Here is a 19,844-nt window from a genome sequence, read left to right as displayed (position 1 = left end):
AATGAAGGAGCAACTCAGATTAATTTCTCAAGCTACACCAGTTGGCAAGCATGCTGTTGTGATCATGGATCAAGCGAGTTGGCACCAAAGCTATCTTGCAGATGAATTTGAGAACCTTACGATAATTCATATCCCACCTTATTCTCCCGAACTAAACCCTATAGAACAGGTATGGAGTTGGCTCCGTCAAAATGAAGTAGCAAACAGGTGCTTCGAAAACTATGACGATATCGTAGAGACGTTATGTAGGGCGTGGAATCGGTTTTGTGAAGATAAAAGCAGAGTGATCTCGCTCTGCTTTAGAGATTGGTTAAACTTGATAAGTTAATTAACGGAATTGGTATAATCGCTCCACCTATCCATATTTAAGGCTCTAGACTGCGCGTCCCGGCAGAAATGCTAGAGCCTTTTTGCTTTCTGAATCTAATATATTTTCAGAGCAGCGGATTCCCCGACTTACCAAAATAGCGCGTGTTGGGAGTATAAATTTCCACCCCTGCGATATATAAAGCCTCAGCAGAAATGCTGTGGCTTTTTTACGTCTGTTGGATCGATTTTTAATCGATAATCCCTATCTTTAACAGAACCTAGCTTTAGTAGTGTAAGTACTTACTTACGCCCCCCGCGTCTTTTATAAGTAATCGACAGCACAAACCACACTTCTTTATGAGAATTATTCTCAATATTTTGTTACATTTTGGTCGTTATTACTAAAAGGCAACAAATATGGATATTTCCCGTCGTAAGTTTATTCAATCATCTCTCGCTATATCTGTACTAACCGTCCTACCTGCTTGCTCAATGAAGCGGTCTGTTGATGAGCAAGGAAAGTTTGTTTATGATTTAACTGCTGAGCCTTCAACCGCTGAGTTGGTGAAGGGATTTAGTACTAATGTTTTAGCCTTTAATGGACAGATTCCAGCGCCGATCATTCGCTGTCGACAAGGCGAAAAGGTAACGATTCGATTTACAAACAAGCTATCAGAACCGACCACAATTCATTGGCATGGCCTGAGAATTCCGATCGAAATGGACGGGGTTCCTTTCTTAAGTCAGCCTCCAATCATGCCGGGTGAAACGTTTGTCTATGAGTTTACGCCACCAGATGCGGGTACATTCTGGTATCACCCACACATGAACAGCGTGAAACAACTTGGTATGGGCTTGGTCGGGCTTATTATTGTTGAAGAGAGCGCGCCAGTTCAGTTCGATGAAGAGCATGCTCTGATGCTTAAACATTGGCATATCGACAAGCAAGGTCAGTGGAAAGACTTGATGATCCCTCGCCTCAGCGCTCGTATGGGTACGCCAGGAGAGTGGAGTAGCGTTAATGGCGTACATGAACCTATCTATCAATTGAAGCAGCACGCAACGACTAGGCTGCGTATTGCGAATGTTGATAACACGATTACCTATCCGATAGCTATTGAAGGTGCTGAAGTATGGGTCATTGCCATCGATGGTAACCCTGTTAAGACACCTCATAAGCTGACTCAACACAAAATTGGTCCAGGTATGCGTGTCGATCTTGGGTTGATTGCTCCCAAGGAGGGGGAGAGAGTGAATGTCCTTCAAATGAAAGGACGTTTTCCTTTTTCCTTGTGTGAGTTTGATGTTGTAGATTCCACGCTAATAGAAGGTCAAATACTTCCTTCATTGCCTCTCAATCCTGTGCCTAAGTTAGATCTCGCTAACGCAGAAGAAATCGATTTTGTGTTTGAGTGGGAAGGGGCGGTATCACCGGTATCTAAAGATGGGAAGTCGATGCCTAAGTTTTGGCTTACGAATAAACGCGCGTGGGAGGGAATGAGCAAAGACAATATTCCAGATCCGTTGGCGACTTTGGAGTTAGGCAAAACTTATATATTCGACCTTAAGAACGTCACTCAATACCACCACCCAATTCATATTCATGGTCATACATTCACTGTATTGGAACTTGATGGTAAAAAAATAGAAGAACCTTTCCATACCGATACTGTGTTACTTGGGAAAAATGGTCGAGCGAAAGCTGCGTTTGTTGCAGACAACCCTGGACGTTGGATGTACCACTGTCATGTAATTGAACATATGAAAACCGGATTGATGGGATATATTGAAGTTAAGTGACACCTGTAACGTTTAATATTTGCACATGCATTCTTAGTTTCTACCCTCGCTTTTATCGGCGGTAAAGCTAGAATATAGGGACTGTTATTTGGGAGGATTCATGGGTCAGCTATCTATTTTAGGTTTTATTGCCATTGGTGGTGCATTTGGTGCTTGTTCGCGCTATTTGATTTCAGAGTTATGTGTAGTGATGTTAGGGCGTGGTTTTCCTTACGGTACACTAACTGTTAACGTAATCGGCTCCTTCATTATGGGTTTGCTCATCGCCGCATTTGAAAATGAGATGGTTGCGACTGAACCATGGAGACAGATCATCGGCCTTGGTTTCCTTGGAGCCCTGACTACGTTCTCTACATTTTCGATGGATAACGTACTTCTTATGCAGCAGGGTGCTTTCTTTAAGATGGGGATCAATGTGCTGCTCAACGTGGTTCTCAGTATCTCGGCTGCATGGATCGGCTTCCAACTTTTGATAAAGTCTTAAAACTTTCTTACGATTTGTTAACAACTCGGCTTGGTTTATCCAAGCCGTTTTTATATACTCGATCGAACTTGTCGGAGTGCCATATGGCTGAGACCGTTAACTCGGGATCCGTTGAACCTGATCAGGCTAATACCTGCGAAGGGAACAAGAGTAGATATCTAACTAGAATCCCTCTAGAGATCTATCACCAGATCACAACTGTATTTCTTACCGTGATCCCTCTTGTAGCATCTAATCCGTCAAGCATTTTTATCCCTATAAATAATGGCTAAAAGCCAAGGAAAAATGCTATGTCGAGTCGTAAACAAGCAAGACTGGAAGCGAAGAATTTCATCGATTCTTTATCCGTACAACCTTATCCAAATTCAAAAAAAGCTTATATCCAAGGATCTCGCGAGGACATTCAAGTCCCTGTACGAGAAATATCACTCGCAGATAGCCTCGTTGGTGGTACCAAAAAAGAGCCTGTATTCGAACCTAATGAGCCGATTCATGTCTACGATACCTCCGGTGTTTATACCGATCCTACACATGAAATAGACCTTTATAGCGGCCTTCCTAAGTTGCGAGAGCAATGGATTGAAGAGCGTGGCGATACGGAATTGCTCGATGATGTAAGCTCTGTTTACACCAAAGAACGTTTAGAAGATGAAACCCTAGATGACCTTCGTTACGGAAACCTGCCTAGAATCCGTCGCGCTACTGGCGACCAATGTGTAACTCAATTGCATTATGCTCGTCAGGGAATTATCACTCCTGAGATGGAGTACATTGCGATACGTGAGAACATGGGGCGTCAGAAGTTTGCTGATGAACAGCTTAATCACCAACACCCTGGCCATAACTTTGGCGCAAACCTACCCAAAGAAATTACCCCTGAGTTCGTGCGTAAAGAGGTCGCTGAAGGCCGAGCTATCATCCCTTCAAACATCAACCACCCAGAATCAGAACCAATGATTATTGGCCGAAACTTCTTAGTGAAAGTGAACGCCAATATCGGTAACTCTTCTGTTAGCTCTTCGATTGAAGAAGAAGTTGAGAAGCTAGTATGGTCGACTCGCTGGGGCGGCGATACCGTAATGGACCTTTCTACTGGCCGTAATATCCACGAGACTCGTGAATGGATCCTACGTAATAGCCCAGTGCCGATTGGTACGGTTCCTATGTATCAGGCGCTTGAGAAAGTGAATGGCGTAGCCGAAGACCTTAACTGGGAAGTGATGCGCGATACCTTGATTGAACAAGCAGAGCAGGGCGTTGATTACTTCACTATCCACGCAGGTCTGCTTCTTCGTTACGTACCTATGACGGCTAAACGTGTGACTGGCATTGTCTCTCGTGGTGGCTCTATTATCGCGAAATGGTGTCTTGCTCATCACCAAGAAAGCTTTCTATACACACACTTCCGCGAGATCTGTGAGATTTGTGCGAAGTACGATGTAGCTCTGTCATTAGGTGATGGCCTACGTCCTGGCTCTATTGCAGATGCCAACGATGAGGCTCAATTCTCGGAGTTACGTACTCTAGGTGAGCTGACTAAAGTAGCTTGGGAATACGACGTTCAGGTGATCATTGAAGGCCCTGGACATGTACCTATGCATCTTATTAAAGAGAACATGGATGAGCAGTTAGAGCATTGCCATGAAGCGCCTTTCTATACATTAGGCCCGCTGACCACTGATATTGCTCCGGGTTATGACCACATTACCTCTGGTATTGGCGCGGCCATGATTGGTTGGTACGGCTGTGCGATGCTTTGTTATGTAACGCCTAAAGAGCATTTGGGCTTACCAAATAAAGAAGATGTGAAGACTGGCTTGATTACTTACAAGTTGGCCGCACATGCAGCAGACTTGGCAAAAGGGCATCCGGGCGCACAAATCCGAGATAATGCATTATCTAAAGCTCGTTTTGAATTCCGTTGGGAAGACCAATTTAATCTAGCTTTAGATCCAGAAACAGCACGTTCTTTCCACGATGAAACTCTGCCACAAGAGTCGGGCAAGGTTGCTCACTTCTGCTCTATGTGCGGACCTAAGTTCTGTTCGATGAAGATTTCTCAAGAAGTTCGCGAGTATGCGAAAGACACAGAACAAGTAGCCGCTGATCAGGCTATAGAGATTAAGATGCTAGATAACCCGTTGGAGGGAATGCGTCAAAAATCACAAGAGTTCCGTGATACTGGCTCTGAACTTTATCACCCTGCTGTAGGCGCAAAAGAAGCTCAATTAGAGGAATAATGACAGTGAAGATTCTCATCCCATCTCAATACATCGAGTTAACGGGGGAGGTTCAAAACTGTCTATTGGTTTCTAAACGACAAGGTTTAGAAACTGATGCAGTTGAGTTGGGTGTAAGCCCAACTCGATACTTCTCTATCGTTGATGCTCAACAGGCACTATCTATTGGCTTTGCTCATAATGCTGATTCATTGGCGGAGTGTCAGTTAGCGCAACTGAAGCATGTTGTTGATTACAGCAATTCAGTCGCGTTAACCGATGTTTGTGCTGCTTTGACTCAAGCTCCGAACGCAGTCTATATCGGAGTCTCCGATGATTCGGCTGTGTTAGATATCTGGTCACACTTAGATGCTAATCGCGTTATCAAGAGTGACACTACGGCTCATCAAGAATTAGATAGTCGTGGCCACTTTGCTTGGTTACTTACTTTATTGGCGTTGGAATTTCCATTGGAAGACGCGCTGGTTTTAGCTCGCGCTGCATCGAATGTTTCACGTGGAACATGGCCTGCACATTATCGAGATTTTCCTATCCCTGTTCTAGAAGATGAACGACTGGATATCAGTGTTGGTTGGGCTAACCAAGGGACATCACTTTCCTTCCCTGAGTTGAGCAAAAATAGCCTCGGCTTATACCCGGTTGTTGATGATGTTGAGTGGATAGAAAGGTTGCTTAAACTTGGAATCAACACCGTCCAACTGCGTATTAAGAACCCTCAACAAGTCGATCTAGAGCAACAAGTCGCACGATCCATCGAACTTGGTCGAGAACATAACGCTCAGGTTTTTATTAACGATTACTGGCAGCTTGCACTCAAGCATGGTGCTTTTGGTGTGCACCTTGGACAAGAGGATATTGAAGAATCAAACCTTTCCCAACTGAGCCAAGCGGGTATTAAGATCGGTCTATCGACTCATGGTTATTATGAGTTGCTGCGCATCGTCCAAATCAATCCAAGCTACATTGCACTAGGCCATATATTTCCGACCACAACGAAACAGATGCCATCGAAGTCTCAAGGTTTGGTGCGTTTATCTCTGTACCAGCAGCTAATTGATACCATCCCATACACAGAAGAACTTACTGGTTATCCGACGGTTGCTATTGGCGGTATTGACCAATCGACTGCTGCACAGGTTTGGGATTGTGGTGTATCGAGCTTGGCGGTTGTACGTGCGATTACATTAGCGGAAGACCCACAAAAAGTGATTGAATTCTTCGACAAGCTGATGGCTCCTAACTCTTCAATGACGAATAAAGAGGTTATGCGGGAGCCTAGCTATGCTGAGTGACTTTGAGTTCATTCGTTACCAACGACAAATTGCATTGCCTGAGGTGGGTGAGCAAGGGCAACGAAACCTGTTAAACAGCCATGTGTTGGTGATTGGTTGCGGTGGCTTAGGTAATGCCGCTGCTCTCTATCTCGCAGCTTCTGGCGTTGGAAGAATCGTGTTGGTCGACGACGATTGTGTTGATTCATCCAACCTGCAGAGACAGGTAGCGTTCAAGGAAAGCCAATTAGGTTCAACTAAGGTCGAAGCACTCAAACAACAACTGAATGAGCTCAATGGTCGCAGCCAAGTAAGAACCATCAATCAACGAATGAGTGAAAGCCAACTTGAATTAGAAGTCATGTTAGCTGATCTCGTGTTGGATTGTACTGACAACTTCGCGTCACGCCAGCAGGTTAACCGAGCTTGTTTTAAAGCTAATACACCTTTGATATCGGGTTCTGCAATCGGCTGGAAAGGTCAATTTATTGTCTTTGATTATCAGAACCAGAAAGGGTGTTACCACTGCCTTTTCCCGTTTGAGTACCATCCACAAACAACGCGTTGTAGTGATAGCGGCATCATTGGTCCGGTGGTTGGAACGATAGGTAACCTTCAAGCTCTTGCTGCTATTCAGCGTATTAGTAGTGGCGAGTTTAAAGTCACTACACATCAACTAAAGCTGTTCGATGGCCAGACTATGAACTGGCAAAACCTAATGGTCACGCAAGATAGCGAATGTCCGGTTTGCAACACAACGGCGATTCAACACCTACAAGAAGAAGCACAATGAGCCACATAACTATTTCTATAAACGAGCAACCAGAGCAGGTCGCGCAATCGTCGTCTCTTTCAGACATCATCCAAGCACTATCGCTACCTGATTTGGGGTGTGTATTTGCTATCAATAATGCGGTTGTACCACGCAGCCAGTGGCAACAAACCATCGTCAATGAAGGCGATTCCATCTCTCTTTTTCAAGCTATTGCAGGGGGCTAACCATGTTAACCATCGCAGATAAAACGTTTCAATCACGTCTGTTCACTGGAACCGGCAAGTTCGCAAACAAGCATTTGATGGCGAGTGCTATCGAAGCGTCAGGTTCTCAACTGGCAACCATGGCACTGAAGAGAGTCGATATTCGTTCTGAGCAAGATGATATTTTGCAGCCAATTATTGATGCTGGCGTTAATCTACTTCCGAATACCTCTGGTGCGAAGAACGCGAAGGATGCGATTTTTGCCGCACACTTGGCTCGCGAAGCACTCGGTACTAACTGGTTAAAACTTGAGATTCATCCGGATCCAAAGTACTTGATGCCAGACCCAATCGAGACACTTAACGCTGCTGAGCAACTAGTGAAAGATGGCTTTGTTGTGTTGCCTTATTGCCACGCGGACCCTGTATTGTGTAAGCGCTTAGAAGAGGTAGGTTGTGCTGCTGTGATGCCACTTGGTGCACCGATTGGTTCTAATAAGGGCATCGCGTCAGCCGACTTCCTAGAGATCATTCTCGACCAAGCCAACGTTCCTGTGATTGTGGATGCTGGCATTGGTGCTCCATCACATGCGGCGCGTGCAATGGAAATGGGTGCAGACGCTGTGTTAGTGAATACGGCGATTGCTGCTTCTCAACAGCCTGTTGAAATGGCAATTGCCTTTAAGTTGGCAGTTGAAGCGGGTCGTATGGCCTACCTTGCAGGACTAGCAGGTCAGGTATCTCACGCGGTTGCTTCCAGTCCGCTAACTTCATTTCTAGACGAGTAGTATTGCTATGACGTTTGTTGATCGATTTAAACAGCTCAACTGGGATGACATTGGTATGTCTATCTTCAGTAAAACGGCGGCGGATGTTGAACGTGCTTTGAGTAAACCTAAGCGTGATTTAGAAGATTTTAAGGCTTTGATCTCTCCAGCGGCAGAACCTTACTTAGAGCAGATGGCACAACAATCGTTGGCGTTAACGCGTAAGCGATTTGGTAATACGATGTCGCTTTATATTCCTTTGTACCTATCGAACTTGTGCGCGAATGCGTGTACCTACTGTGGCTTCTCAATGGAGAACCGTATCAAGCGTCGTACATTAACTTTGGATGAAATTGACGCCGAGAGCGCGGCCATCAAAAAGATGAAATTCGATAGTGTATTGTTGGTGACCGGTGAACACGAAACTAAAGTTGGGATGAAATACTTCCGTGAGGTACTACCGAATATCAAAGCACAATTTAACTACCTCGCGATGGAAGTGCAGCCGCTTGATCAAGACGACTACGCGGAACTTAAAACCCTTGGCTTAGATGCTGTGATGGTTTACCAAGAAACATATAGCCCCAGTACCTATGCTGAACATCACTTACGTGGCAATAAAATGGATTTTGAATACCGGCTTGAAACGCCTGATCGTCTGGCAAAAGCGGGTATTGATAAGATAGGGATTGGTGCTTTGATTGGCTTGGAAGACTGGCGAACAGACTGTTTCTTCGTGGCCGCTCACTTGGATTACTTAGAGCAAACTTACTGGCAAACGCGTTACTCGATTTCATTCCCACGTCTTCGTCCATGCGAGGGTGGTTTGCAACCTAAGTCGATTATGAGTGATAAGCAGTTGGTACAACTTATCTGTGCCTATCGACTGTTAAACCCTGAGGTTGAATTGTCTCTTTCGACTCGTGAATCTGCAACGTTCCGCGATAACGTGTTGCCGTTAGGTATCACTAGCATGTCTGCCGCGTCAAAAACTCAACCTGGTGGCTATGCTTCGGATGAGGAAGAGCTTGAGCAGTTTGAGATAAGTGATGAGAGAAGTGCAGCTGATGTTGAGGCTATGATTCGTCAACGCGGCTTCGACCCGGTGTGGCGAGATTGGCACAGTGCTTACTCAGGCTAACTAATATCCTGACTGATGTTCCACGTGAAACATCAATGATGTGGAATCGACAAGCAAAAACGGCTACCAGAGGGTAGCCGTTTTAATATCTAACTGAGCCAACTAGTTTTGGTTCAGTTGCCTGCCTAGCAAGGTATTAAGCGTGAGCAAGTGGTGTTGTTGATTGGCGTAGCCATTCCAACGTATCACCTTCAACTAATGGGCTAACATCGTTCCATACTTTTTGGTGGTAATCGTTCAGCCACGCTAGTTCAGGTCGCGTCAGTAGATCGACGTTGATGTTGCGCTTATCGATAGGGCAACGTGTTAGCGATTCAAACGTTAATACTGAGAAGTCACCTTGAGTTGGCAGTTCAACTACCAATTCTAGGTTCTCGATACGGATACCAAATTCATCTGCACGGTAGTAACCCGGCTCGTTTGATAACACCATGCCTTCAACAAGAGGTACATCGATAAGCTTCTTAGAGATGCTTTGTGGACCTTCATGAACACTTAGGAAGTGACCAACACCGTGACCAGTACCATGATCGTAATCGAAGCCTTCTGCCCATAAGTGCTGACGGGCTAGGATATCAAGTTGGAAACCACGAGTACCTTGTGGGAAACGCGCACGAGCAATGCCGATGTGACCTTTAAGCGCTAATGTGAACTGCTGAATCATTTCGTCGCTTGGTTGGCCAATCGCGATAGTACGAGTGATGTCGGTCGTACCATCTAAGTACTGACCGCCTGAATCGACTAGGTACAGAGTATTCAGTTCTAGCTGACCTGGTTCAGGTTGGTTCTCATGGTTGTAGTGACACATAGCTGCGTTGCCGCCTGCTGCTGAAATCGTGTCAAAACTGAGATCCATCAGCGTTGGGTCTTGCTCGCGGAACGATTGTACTTTGTCAGCCAGTACGGCTTCGTTGTGTAGGTTACCTTGCGCGACTTCAGCATCAATCCAAGACAAGAACTTGGCCATCGCAACACCATCACGAATGTGACACGCTTTCATGCCCGCAATTTCAGTTGCGTTCTTAGCAGCCTTTGGCATTAAGCACGGGTCGGCTGCTTCAATGATATGAGCACCGGCGTTTTGGAGAACAAGCGTGTACCAAGCATTGCTTGTGCCTGAATCAACAGACACATTCTTACCTTCTAAAGATTGAAGGCGGGCTTCAAGCTCAGATGGGTGATAAACACGAATACCATTACCAACGTGCGCTTCAAAGCCTGCAGGGATACGAGCTGGGTCTAAGAAGAAATCGACACTTTCATCGGCGTGAATGATTGCATTAGATAACACAACCGGCAGACGAGATACGTCTAAACCACGAATGTTGAGTAACCAGCAGATTGAATCCAGCTCAGTAAGGATAGCGGCATCAGCGCCTTTGGCTTTTAGTAAGCCAGCAATCTCTGCGCGTTTGCTTTCACTTGATTGGCCTACGGCGTCGGTTGTCATTAGGCGAACATCAGATACTACAGGCTCAGGACGATCAGACCAAAGTTCATCAATTGGATTCGAAGATAGTGTTGTTAGTTCAACTTTCTCTGCCAGTTTAGCTTGAGCGCCTTTCAGCCAAGCCGCCGTATGCATGCGTGGGTCGAATGCAACCTTGCTGCCTTGTGCTAGAGAGCTGATGATCCAATCTAAAGCCGGCTCTTCAATAAGGTGGCGATACTCAAATAACTCTGCTGGTACCTGCTTACGAACCTGGACGGTATAGCGACCATCAACAAAAATAGCCGCGTTTTCGCGAGTGATAACAGCCGAACCTGCAGAGCCAGTGAAACCGGTTAGCCAGTGAAGTCGCTCGTTGTGAGCTGGAACGTATTCACCTAGGTACTCGTCTTCATGTGGAATGATAACAGCATCTAAGTGGTTTGCTTCAAGCCAAGCTCGAACCGCAGTAACGCGTTCCGCAGTGATATTGTGCATCTGTGTTTATCCTTATTGTTAGGGTCCTTGTTAACACTCACAGTCGATATAAATGCGAGGGGACTTATTAGGTCAATAAGCTAGCGCTTTTGTTCGTTTGCTGCAAACGCTGTACGCCATTTTTATCTGAGGTGCAGAGTTTTTTCTTTGATGATATCTCGCAACCAAGTTAAGGCTGGGTCGTTTTCTCTATCACGGTGCCAAAACAGAGTGTATGCCATTGGTGGAAATTCCATTGGCAGAGGCACAACCACTAAGTCGAGTTGCTTCGCGACAAGATGGGTGAAGTGGCTTGGTGCGGTAAATACAAAGTCGGTGTAGGTACACAGGCTTGCAGCACTGTTGAAGTCGGGCACAGAGATAGCAATATCACGTTGGTGACCAAGGTCAGCTAGTTTGTAATCGAGTAGCCAGCGATCGTTTCCATCACACCTTACTTGTACATGACGTTGTGCAAGGTAGGTTTCCAGATCCCATTGACCACTCAGAGCAGGGTGGTTACGTCTCAATACACACATCTGTGCATCTCGGTAGATCTCTTGTTCGCAAATATCATCTGGCGGCAACATGGTTAAACGCGCGTCGTTGATGTCGATGTCTTTACCCGTGAGGCCGATATCGAGTTCACCAAGCTGTAATTTCTTAAAGGTTTGCTCCGTCCAAGCGTGAGTGTTGATATTTACCTTCGGTGCTTGGCGAAAAATCGCGGGCAAGAAGTGAGGAAGAATCAACGGGTAGACACTTTCAACCGCTGCAATGTGAAAACTGTGGTCACTGTTGTTGGGAATGAATGTCTCCGGTTGGGTGAGCACATCAAGTTGATTGATCAGTGTTTCCAACCGTGGCTTAAGGAACACTGCTTTTGGTGTCGGGCGTAGGCCGTGTGCACTTCGCGTAAAAAGAGGGTCATTAAATTGTTCGCGAAGTTTGGCCAATGACTTACTCACGGCTGACTGGCTCAGGCACAATCGATGTGCAGTGCGTGTAACACTCAGCTCTTCCATTAGCACCTGCAAGCAAACTAGTAGATTGAGGTCGAGGCGCGATAGTTTCTCGATATTCATGTGAGTTTCCTTATTGGAATAATGCTAATGATTATATGCCATTTTTGTTCATATCTTTAGTTGGTTATTATGCACCTAAATTAACTCATCCGGAGAATCTTGTGCCTTCTAACGCGCTTCCAACCCCTAGTAAACTGCAGGTTGCTTTATTGGCAATGCTGGTTCTTTTTAGCCCTTTGGCTATTGATATCTACCTGCCAGCTCTGCCACAGATTTCGACAGCGTTTCACGTGGAACATGCACTAGCACAAGATACGATTACTTGGTTTTTGTTTGCTATGGGTGTCGGCCAACTATTTGCCGGCCCTTTGGCGGATAAGCTAGGACGTCGAACCGTTGCATTGGGAGGTGTTAGTATCTATGCATTGAGTGCTTGCTTGGCGTGGGCAGCTCAATCGATTGATATGATGCTAATAGCTCGGCTGCTACAAGGCTTAGGAGCTTGTGCGACTTCTGTAGCTGCCTTTGCAACGGTTCGCGATCTATTTGGCCCAGAGAAGAGTGGCCGAATGATCAGCTACCTCAATGGTGCGATCTGTTTTATCCCCGCATTGGCACCGATTCTTGGCGCTTGGCTAACCCATCAATTTGGCTGGCGTTCGAACTTCAGCTTTATGGCTGGTTTCGCGGTAGTCGTTGGCAGTATCTTATTCTTCCAAATGAAAGAGTCTAACCCGGCGACAGAGAAGGTTGCTGTGTTCAAACTGGAGCGTTACTGGTCAGTACTTAAAACACCATCGTTCCTTTTCCATGCAACCTTATGTTTGATGGCGATGGCGGTAATTCTTGCTTATGTTACCTCAGCACCAGTCGTGTTGATGGAGAACTTGGGTTTGACGATGAATGAGTTTACCTTCTGGTTTGGTATTAACGCAGCTATCAACATCACTGCTGCATTCACAGCGCCTAAGTTTATGGACCGTTTTGGTACTTACAAGGCATTGGTTGTTGGTATCTCGACGCTGGGCTTAGCGGGCGTGATTATGTTGGTGCTTGCTGAGCACGCGACTCCAATCGCGTTCATGCTACCAATCTTCTTATCGTCGGTTGGCTTTGCTTGGATTCTTGGTGCTGCAGCAGGTAAAGCTCTAGAACCTTTCGGTGACCGTGCGGGTACAGCTGCTGCGCTGCTTGGCTTGTTCCAAATGAGTGGTTCAGGACTTCTTGTGGGTACGATGCAACGTCTTGATTTAACGTCGCAAGTGATGATCGCTCTGCAAATGTTCCTGATTGTTCCTGCGTTATTAGTGCTTGCGAGCAAAGCGGGTAAGTCATGGCACGCGACGTTTGCTAAGGCATAAGTTACCAGGGTGACAAAATATACAAATGGCGGTTTTCGAAACGTTAAAACATGGTATATTTGTCACTCATTGAAACGTTAGTCCCCAACGGAAAATACTGTAATGTCATTAACAACCTACGAAATGGCGCGCATCTTAGAACAAATGGAAGATGCACCTGAAAAGGTCATGTTTGGTAAATTGCTTAAAGAGCTAGGCAACCAAAGTGAAGAGCGTATTCGCAGTGCGGCAAAACAAGTTCCAATCGATACTTTGCGAGATATCATTTACCAATTTCAGCGTGTGGTAGAGTCTCGTAAGGGTGAGCAGGTTCAGCTATTGGCAAAAGAACTTGCAGAGCAAGGCATCTCTGCTGAAGAGCTACAAGCTTTTCTAAACAAGTAAGCTTATCCCAGTTAAAAAAGAAACCACTCAATTGAGTGGTTTTTTGCATTTGGGCTGTAGCCATTTAGCTTTAGTAATTCAAAAGAGGTGAAAACTCATTTTAATTCCTAAACTGCGCTTTCAAAACTCTATCAAGTGAGAATGGTCCTGCGCCCCACACGACAACGATAAGAATCATTAACCCCCAAAGCTGATGATCGTAGAAACCTTGATCCCACAATACAGGGTAAGACACGACAGCAATGATATTGAAAACGAACAACACTGCAGCCATAGGTCGTGTTAATAAACCGAGTGCTAAGAACACTGGCAGAATTAACTCAGCGGCAGTGCCCATGTAAGCCGCCAATTCCCAAGGTAGCAGTGGCACTTGGTATTCCAATTCAAACAAGTAAAGCGTGCTATCCCAAGTTGCTATCTTAGTGAGTCCAGAATTAAAGAATACCCACGCCACCCAAAGGCGACAAAATAGTAGAAGCAATGGAATAAAAAGAGCCTGTGATTTCTCAATCAAACTGTCGTATTGAGCCATCATGTTCGTGACTGTGTTGTTATCCATGTTATGTCTCCAATTCGGCATTGATTGAAAAACCTGAGATGACGTTTAGCGCCATAACAGTATTCAGATGTTGTAGTAGTAAAGGGTCTATCGCTGAGAGTGTTTGACCTGATTGCAATTCAGTTAAGAGTCGGTGGCTCTCTTCACTCAAACTATGGCTCTCAATCTGTGAATTCTCAGCTCGGATTAACACCCCAAATTCAGGTTGGTTGATGTCGAGCCCGTCGAGTTGTTGCTGATAGATGGCGTGTTCAAGCGCGATAATCGTGTAACTAGAATGAATCAGTGTTATTGAATCTTTGAGATGAAAGACCAAAGCACCTTGTTGTTCTTGTGGTACATCTGCTAGACAAGAAAGAGGTCTCTGGTCGAAATCTGCTTGTGACGTAAACCTTACCAAGCTGTCTTTCTGCCATTCATACAAAGCCACTTCACCGAGATAAGGTGCAGCCTCAATAACGGCAGGAAAAGCTTTGATAGTCTGTTCAAAATGTTCACCGTAACCACTGACATCACCAGAGGTCGATGGATAACTTAAGACGTGCTGACGAGCCATCTGTTGGAAGCACTCTTCACCAACCAGCATTTCCGTGAGTGGGTAGGTTGCTGTCAGAACTTCGCTTAAGCTGATCACAAAGTTATTACGGTAAATCTGGATTCGCTGTTCATCGGTAAAATGGTCGCTCACTATGTCGCAGTGCTCACCATTGTTTTGGTAGCGTAGGGCGTTAGCAAACTCCAATTGAACATCTGCTAGGGAGTGGCTCATGAGGCGCGACTCCTTTGGTTGAACTTGTCGTGTTGATACAAAATGTCACTGGCTTTGGTTGCTTCAACCAATAAAACTTGTGGCTCTGGGATATCGAGATCCCACTCAATCAAGGTATGGCGCAAACCATGTTGTGCTACCCAGTCAGTATAGAGTTTCCACACTTCGTCACAGACAGGTTTACTGTGGGTGTCTATCCAGATCTCACCTTGTTCAAGCTTTTTTGGGGTAAAACCTGCCAGGTGAATCTCTTCCACTTTGTCTGCAGGAATTCCGCTTAAGTACTCTTTACAGCTGAAGCCATGATTAAAAGATGAGACAAAAATATTATTGAAATCGAGCAGTAGGCGACACTCGGTGCGCTTTTGTACCTCAGCCAAGAACTCCCACTCTGGGATAGTTGAATGCTTGAAGGCTAGGTAGCTCGATGGATTCTCAATCAGCATAGGGCGTTGCAGGCCATCTTGAACCTCGATGACATTGCGACAGAACACTTCTAACGCTTCTTCTGTGTAAGGCAGCGGTAGCAAGTCATTGAAGTAATGCCCGCCAGTTTGACTCCAGCTGAGATGGTCAGAAACCAAGAAAGGTTCAATATCATCAATCAGGTCTTTTAACCGCACCAGATGGTGTTGATTGATACGCTCAACAGAGCCAAGAGACAATCCAACACCGTGGCAACTTATGCTGTGTGCGTTACGAATTTCTCTGAGTTGTTGGCGTTGCGGTGATTGAGCTAAAAAGTAGTTCTCGCTGTGAACCTCTAACCAACTCACTAGAGATGGATTTTGGCTAAAGAAGTCCAAGTGCGGTGTTCTAAGGCCAACCCCTGCATTGGGGTGAAGAGTTTGAATCACAACGGTTCTCCTAATCGGAAGTGGAGGTGAGCTGAATATCAGCCCACCATACTAAGCAGCTCAATTATGATGATTGAGTGTTACCACCAGTTAATTTGCCACATAGTCCTTTAGGAACGACTACGAATGCATCGGATTGGTTGTCTTCTTTTGCTGTACCTGCACATGAGCTTGTTTTGGTTGCACAGTCATTTTGGCCAGCTTTTGCCACGCCGTAGCATTTTTCTTTCGCTGCTGCTTCCGCAGGTGCTGATGTAAGAACTGCACCGCCAAACGCTAGTACACTTGTGATTGCAGCTGTAACAGCAAGATTAGAATTTTTCATAGTCATTCCCTCTAGGACTTAATAGTATTTTCACATCGCAGGTTAATGAATTGTTAACTTGCTTACTAAAAAAGATAGGAAGAACTAGGAAATAATTTCATGGCATTATAAAAAATATCAATATTAATGATTATTCATAGTTTAAATTGCTGATTTTATGATGTTAATTTTTGATTATTTTTTCTTCTTATTATCCTAAACGCAGCCTAGTGTTTAGGTTATAATCGACTTTTATGTATAAATACCCAGTAGTGAGCATATCCAATGATAGATCCTTCGCTTTTACTCGATGGCCTAAACGACAAACAACGTGAGGCGGTCGCAGCACCTTTAGAAAACCTACTTATTCTGGCAGGTGCTGGCAGTGGTAAAACGCGAGTGTTGGTGCATCGTATCGCTTGGTTACAAAGCGTAGAGCAAGCATCGCCGTTCTCTATCATGTCGGTTACCTTCACCAACAAAGCGGCAGCAGAGATGCGTGGTCGTATTGAAGAGTTGATGATGGGTAGCTCGTCAGGCATGTGGAACGGTACCTTCCACGGCATCTGTCACCGTATCCTTCGTGCTCACTACCTAGATGCAAAACTGCCAGAAGATTTCCAGATCATTGATTCAGATGATCAGATTCGCTTGCTGCGTCGCTTAATTAAGGCGCAAAACCTCGATGAAAAACAGTGGCCTGCCAAGCAAGCTTCTTGGTGGATCAATGGCAAGAAAGATGAAGGTCTACGCCCAAGTCATATTGATGCCTACCATGATCCAGTGACTCAAACATGGTTAAAGATCTACTCTGCTTATCAAGAGGCATGTGACCGTGCTGGCTTGGTCGATTTTGCGGAGATCTTGCTAAGAGCACACGAACTGCTGCGTGATAAGAAACATATCCGAGAGCACTACCAGGCTCGTTTCAAGCATATTCTTGTCGACGAATTTCAAGATACCAACAACATCCAATACGCTTGGCTACGCATGATGGCGGGCCCTGATTGTCGTGTGATGATCGTGGGTGATGATGACCAATCTATCTATGGCTGGCGTGGTGCTAAGATCGAAAATATTCAGAAGTTCTTGGATGAATTCCCAGGTGCTTCAACGATTCGATTAGAACAAAACTACCGTTCAACTAAAACCATTCTGCAGGCGTCGAACGAGCTTATCTCGAACAACACCGAGCGTATGGGTAAAGAGTTGTGGACGGACGGCAACGATGGTGAACCAATCTCAGTTTACTCGGCTTACAACGAGCTCGATGAAGCGCGTTTCACGGTTAGCAAGATCAAAGAGTGGCAGGAGAAAGGCGGTGCGCTAGAAGATACCGCAATGCTTTATCGTAATAACGCCCAGTCTCGTGTTCTTGAAGAAGCTTTGATTCAAGGTGGTTTGCCTTACCGAATCTACGGCGGCATGCGATTCTTCGAGCGTCAGGAAATTCGAGATGCCTTGAGCTACATGCGCTTAATGGGTAACCGTAACGATGATGCTGCTTTTGAGCGTGTGGTAAACACACCAACGCGTGGCTTGGGTGATAAAACCCTAGAGACGATTCGTTTCGCAGCACGTGACCGTGGTGCAACGATGTGGCAAGCAAGTCTTGCTTTGATAGAAGAACAAGTACTGCCAGGCCGTGCAGCAGGTGCATTGAGCCGTTTTATCGAGTTAATTAACGCGCTTGAAGACGACACGCTAGAGCTTAGCCTACATGAACAAACTGACCACGTGATCAAATCGTCGGGTCTGTTTGCGATGTACGAGCAAGAGAAGGGTGAGAAGTCGAAGGCACGTATTGAGAACTTGGAAGAATTGGTAACGGCAACGCGTCAGTTTGAAAAGCCGGAAGAAGCGGATGAGATGAGTATGCTGACGGCGTTCTTAACTCATGCAGCTTTGGAAGCGGGTGAAGGTCAGGCCGATGAGTTTGATGATGCAGTTCAGTTAATGACTCTGCACAGTGCTAAAGGCCTAGAGTTCCCAATGGTATTCATGGTGGGTGTCGAAGAAGGCATGTTCCCAAGCCAGATGTCTGCCGAAGAAGCGGGACGTTTAGAAGAAGAGCGTCGCTTGTGTTACGTAGGCATGACTCGTGCGATGGAGAAGCTTTACATCACTTATGCTGAGATGCGTCGCTTGTACGGTCAGGACAAGTACCACAAGCCATCACGTTTTATTCGTGAACTACCAGAGACCTGTCTGGATGAAGTGCGTATGAAAGCGCAAGTCAGTCGCCCTGCAAGCAGTGGTCGCTTTAGCCAAACCGCTGTGAAAGAGAACTTCAATGAAACAGGCTTTAGCTTGGGTTCTCGCGTGAAGCACCCTAAGTTTGGTGAAGGCACTATCATCAACTTCGAAGGAAGTGGTCCTCAGAGTCGAGTGCAAGTAGCGTTTAACGGTGAAGGGATTAAGTGGTTAGTAACGGCTTACGCGCGTTTAGAGCAGCTTTAATCTATTACTTCAGCATCTAATAACCGTTCATTATTGAAAACAAAAAGAGCAGCCAATGGCTGCTCTTTTTATTGCGTACCGCCTTAAGCGATCACAATAGATTACTGACTAGAGGGGATCTTACAGTGCAGCCAGTGCCGCTTCGTAGTTTGGTTCTTCAGTGATCTCTGCAACCAACTCGCTGTGCGTTACCACACCTTTTTCATCAACAACGACAACTGCACGTGTTGTTAGGCTTGCTAGTGGACCTTCAGCAATCGCTACGCCGTAGTCTGATGCGAATGTAGGAGAACGGAAAGTTGAAGCGTGTTGAACGCCTTCAATGCCTTCTAGTTCGCAGAAGCGACCTGCAGCAAATGGTAGGTCAGCAGAAATACAAACAACAACCGTGTTCTCAAGCTCTGCCGCTTTTGCGTTGAACGTACGTACGCTCGTTGCACAAGTTGCTGTGTCGATGCTTGGGAAAATGTTTAGAACGACTTTCTTGCCTGCAAGAGAAGCAAGTGTCAGTTCAGAAAGATCGCCTGCAGTCAGTGCAAAGCTTGGTGCCTGTTCGCCAGTTTGTGGGAATGTGCCAGTTAGCGGTACAGCAGCGCCTTTGAAGGTAACGTGTGACATGAATTTGTCCTTAGTTTAATTATGGTTATGAAACTAGTTGAGCCTAGTAAGACTTACGTTACTCGGAAGTGATTAAGAAGTGAATGATTTAAATGTCAGAATTGTAATCAAAGGTCTTTGATCTGTTTGTTTTAGATGAAGAAAAGGTGAGACGACAGATAAAGAAAAACCCCGAGAGCTTGCGCTCATCGGGGTCTATAGTCTTACTCGCAGCAATCCGGCTACTAAGTGTGCTCCATGCATCAAATCCATGATAGTGTGCTGTTATCCTTCAGCGTATTCCTTTCGTCGCCTTCCTAGCGGTGTCCTTGATCTTATCCTGATCTGCCAACAATCCTCGTTAGCGCGCGTCACTTGTTCCTTGAGCGGTGTCCTTTACATCATCCTGATGTTCAGTCCTTTCCTCGTCCAGAGGTGTCCATTGTCTTTCCTTAGTAGCAACCATCCTAGTTACTATTGCGTCCATTCAATGTCCATTTCGCTATCCATGCCGATTATTCATCCTGAGTAATCGAATCTTCATCCTGAAGATAACCAAGTCCTTGGCGTTTCCTGTTCCGTGTCAGCATCCTTCCGACACCATTCATATTACCGATTCCTTATTTATCAGC

At 45.6% G+C, this 19,844-nt stretch carries 19 protein-coding genes and 1 riboswitch; of the genes, 12 read left to right on the top strand and 7 right to left on the bottom strand.

Annotated features, from left to right (window positions below; all coding sequences use genetic code 11):
- The 9 genes from L1D22_RS21060 to thiH all read left to right on the top strand — a co-directional run.
- The coding region (locus L1D22_RS21060; RefSeq protein WP_239831117.1) for a transposase at positions 1-328 on the top strand (328 nt) is incomplete at its 5' end.
- A gap of 398 nt (positions 329-726) precedes the next feature.
- A complete protein-coding gene (locus tag L1D22_RS21055) occupies positions 727-2,109 on the top strand; it encodes a multicopper oxidase family protein (RefSeq protein ID WP_239831116.1) in 1,383 nt (460 codons plus the stop codon).
- Between the two features lie 100 nt (positions 2,110-2,209).
- Positions 2,210-2,593, top strand: coding sequence for a fluoride efflux transporter CrcB (crcB, locus tag L1D22_RS21050; protein WP_161680385.1), 384 nt, complete (start codon positions 2,210-2,212; stop codon positions 2,591-2,593).
- A gap of 62 nt (positions 2,594-2,655) precedes the next feature.
- A riboswitch (TPP riboswitch) is annotated at positions 2,656-2,754 on the top strand.
- A 129-nt stretch (positions 2,755-2,883) separates the two neighbouring features.
- Positions 2,884-4,833, top strand: a complete 1,950-nt coding sequence (thiC, locus tag L1D22_RS21045; protein ID WP_017062996.1) for a phosphomethylpyrimidine synthase ThiC — start codon at positions 2,884-2,886, stop codon at positions 4,831-4,833.
- Positions 4,833-6,125: a thiamine phosphate synthase gene (locus L1D22_RS21040; protein ID WP_239831115.1), complete on the top strand. Its 1,293-nt coding sequence runs from the start codon at positions 4,833-4,835 to the stop codon at positions 6,123-6,125. Before thiC ends, L1D22_RS21040 begins: the two co-directional genes overlap by 1 nt.
- Positions 6,115-6,897: a HesA/MoeB/ThiF family protein gene (locus L1D22_RS21035; RefSeq protein ID WP_239831114.1), complete on the top strand. Its 783-nt coding sequence runs from the start codon at positions 6,115-6,117 to the stop codon at positions 6,895-6,897. Before L1D22_RS21040 ends, L1D22_RS21035 begins: the two co-directional genes overlap by 11 nt.
- Positions 6,894-7,103 (top strand): sulfur carrier protein ThiS, encoded by a 210-nt coding sequence (thiS, locus tag L1D22_RS21030; RefSeq protein WP_019820040.1) that lies wholly within the window; start codon positions 6,894-6,896, stop codon positions 7,101-7,103. Before L1D22_RS21035 ends, thiS begins: the two co-directional genes overlap by 4 nt.
- A 2-nt stretch (positions 7,104-7,105) precedes the next feature.
- Positions 7,106-7,870: a thiazole synthase gene (locus L1D22_RS21025; RefSeq protein WP_239831113.1), complete on the top strand. Its 765-nt coding sequence runs from the start codon at positions 7,106-7,108 to the stop codon at positions 7,868-7,870.
- Between the two features lie 7 nt (positions 7,871-7,877).
- A complete protein-coding gene (thiH, locus tag L1D22_RS21020) occupies positions 7,878-8,990 on the top strand; it encodes a 2-iminoacetate synthase ThiH (RefSeq protein WP_239831112.1) in 1,113 nt (370 codons plus the stop codon).
- Positions 8,991-9,126: 136 nt separating this feature from the next.
- Here the strand turns inward: thiH and L1D22_RS21015 are convergent, their stop codons facing one another.
- Positions 9,127-10,917, bottom strand: coding sequence for an aminopeptidase P family protein (locus L1D22_RS21015; RefSeq protein ID WP_239831111.1), 1,791 nt, complete (start codon positions 10,915-10,917; stop codon positions 9,127-9,129).
- Positions 10,918-11,039: 122 nt separating this feature from the next.
- On the bottom strand, positions 11,040-11,981 hold the full coding sequence (locus L1D22_RS21010; RefSeq protein WP_008221529.1) for a LysR substrate-binding domain-containing protein: 942 nt from the start codon (positions 11,979-11,981) through the stop codon (positions 11,040-11,042).
- A 101-nt stretch (positions 11,982-12,082) separates the two neighbouring features.
- Here L1D22_RS21010 and L1D22_RS21005 point away from each other — a divergent pair, with 101 nt between their 5' ends.
- Positions 12,083-13,282 (top strand): multidrug effflux MFS transporter, encoded by a 1,200-nt coding sequence (locus tag L1D22_RS21005; protein WP_206192966.1) that lies wholly within the window; start codon positions 12,083-12,085, stop codon positions 13,280-13,282.
- Positions 13,283-13,384: 102 nt separating this feature from the next.
- On the top strand, positions 13,385-13,666 hold the full coding sequence (locus L1D22_RS21000; RefSeq protein ID WP_004736654.1) for a hypothetical protein: 282 nt from the start codon (positions 13,385-13,387) through the stop codon (positions 13,664-13,666).
- Positions 13,667-13,766: 100 nt separating this feature from the next.
- Here the strand turns inward: L1D22_RS21000 and L1D22_RS20995 are convergent, their stop codons facing one another.
- From L1D22_RS20995 to L1D22_RS20980, 4 genes are all read right to left on the bottom strand, one after another.
- Positions 13,767-14,225: a DoxX family protein gene (locus L1D22_RS20995; RefSeq protein WP_239831110.1), complete on the bottom strand. Its 459-nt coding sequence runs from the start codon at positions 14,223-14,225 to the stop codon at positions 13,767-13,769.
- Between the two features lies 1 nt (position 14,226).
- Positions 14,227-14,994, bottom strand: a complete 768-nt coding sequence (locus L1D22_RS20990; protein ID WP_239831109.1) for a DNA-binding domain-containing protein — start codon at positions 14,992-14,994, stop codon at positions 14,227-14,229.
- Complete coding sequence (locus L1D22_RS20985) at positions 14,991-15,851, bottom strand: DUF692 domain-containing protein (RefSeq protein ID WP_239831108.1); 861 nt, start codon at positions 15,849-15,851, stop codon at positions 14,991-14,993. Before L1D22_RS20985 ends, L1D22_RS20990 begins: the two co-directional genes overlap by 4 nt.
- A 64-nt stretch (positions 15,852-15,915) precedes the next feature.
- Positions 15,916-16,176: a DUF2282 domain-containing protein gene (locus tag L1D22_RS20980; RefSeq protein WP_076654523.1), complete on the bottom strand. Its 261-nt coding sequence runs from the start codon at positions 16,174-16,176 to the stop codon at positions 15,916-15,918.
- Positions 16,177-16,440: 264 nt separating this feature from the next.
- Here L1D22_RS20980 and uvrD point away from each other — a divergent pair, with 264 nt between their 5' ends.
- On the top strand, positions 16,441-18,615 hold the full coding sequence (gene uvrD / locus L1D22_RS20975) for a DNA helicase II (protein ID WP_176680617.1): 2,175 nt from the start codon (positions 16,441-16,443) through the stop codon (positions 18,613-18,615).
- A gap of 120 nt (positions 18,616-18,735) precedes the next feature.
- Here uvrD and tpx read toward each other — a convergent pair whose 3' ends face one another.
- Positions 18,736-19,233, bottom strand: a complete 498-nt coding sequence (tpx, locus tag L1D22_RS20970) for a thiol peroxidase (RefSeq protein WP_017065742.1) — start codon at positions 19,231-19,233, stop codon at positions 18,736-18,738.
- Positions 19,234-19,844: the final 611 nt, after the last annotated feature.

The sequence above is a fragment of the Vibrio sp. Isolate34 genome, from assembly GCF_022397915.1.
Classification (GTDB): domain Bacteria; phylum Pseudomonadota; class Gammaproteobacteria; order Enterobacterales; family Vibrionaceae; genus Vibrio.
The sequence above is the reverse complement of the archived record's forward strand: the minus strand, read 5'-3'. Positions and strand labels throughout refer to the sequence as shown.

Bases quoted from the DNA above. Each gene is read 5' to 3' on its own strand.
- L1D22_RS21055 (WP_239831116.1), top strand. From the start codon at position 727: ATGGATATTTCCCGTCGTAAGTTTATTCAATCATCTCTCGCTATATCT.
- crcB (WP_161680385.1), top strand. From the start codon at position 2,210: ATGGGTCAGCTATCTATTTTAGGTTTTATTGCCATTGGTGGTGCATTT.
- thiC (WP_017062996.1), top strand. From the start codon at position 2,884: ATGTCGAGTCGTAAACAAGCAAGACTGGAAGCGAAGAATTTCATCGAT.
- L1D22_RS21040 (WP_239831115.1), top strand. From the start codon at position 4,833: ATGACAGTGAAGATTCTCATCCCATCTCAATACATCGAGTTAACGGGG.
- L1D22_RS21035 (WP_239831114.1), top strand. From the start codon at position 6,115: ATGCTGAGTGACTTTGAGTTCATTCGTTACCAACGACAAATTGCATTG.
- thiS (WP_019820040.1), top strand. From the start codon at position 6,894: ATGAGCCACATAACTATTTCTATAAACGAGCAACCAGAGCAGGTCGCG.
- L1D22_RS21025 (WP_239831113.1), top strand. From the start codon at position 7,106: ATGTTAACCATCGCAGATAAAACGTTTCAATCACGTCTGTTCACTGGA.
- thiH (WP_239831112.1), top strand. From the start codon at position 7,878: ATGACGTTTGTTGATCGATTTAAACAGCTCAACTGGGATGACATTGGT.
- L1D22_RS21015 (WP_239831111.1), bottom strand. From the start codon at position 10,917: ATGCACAATATCACTGCGGAACGCGTTACTGCGGTTCGAGCTTGGCTT.
- L1D22_RS21010 (WP_008221529.1), bottom strand. From the start codon at position 11,981: ATGAATATCGAGAAACTATCGCGCCTCGACCTCAATCTACTAGTTTGC.
- L1D22_RS21000 (WP_004736654.1), top strand. From the start codon at position 13,385: ATGTCATTAACAACCTACGAAATGGCGCGCATCTTAGAACAAATGGAA.
- L1D22_RS20995 (WP_239831110.1), bottom strand. From the start codon at position 14,225: ATGGATAACAACACAGTCACGAACATGATGGCTCAATACGACAGTTTG.
- L1D22_RS20990 (WP_239831109.1), bottom strand. From the start codon at position 14,994: ATGAGCCACTCCCTAGCAGATGTTCAATTGGAGTTTGCTAACGCCCTA.
- L1D22_RS20980 (WP_076654523.1), bottom strand. From the start codon at position 16,176: ATGAAAAATTCTAATCTTGCTGTTACAGCTGCAATCACAAGTGTACTA.
- uvrD (WP_176680617.1), top strand. From the start codon at position 16,441: ATGATAGATCCTTCGCTTTTACTCGATGGCCTAAACGACAAACAACGT.
- tpx (WP_017065742.1), bottom strand. From the start codon at position 19,233: ATGTCACACGTTACCTTCAAAGGCGCTGCTGTACCGCTAACTGGCACA.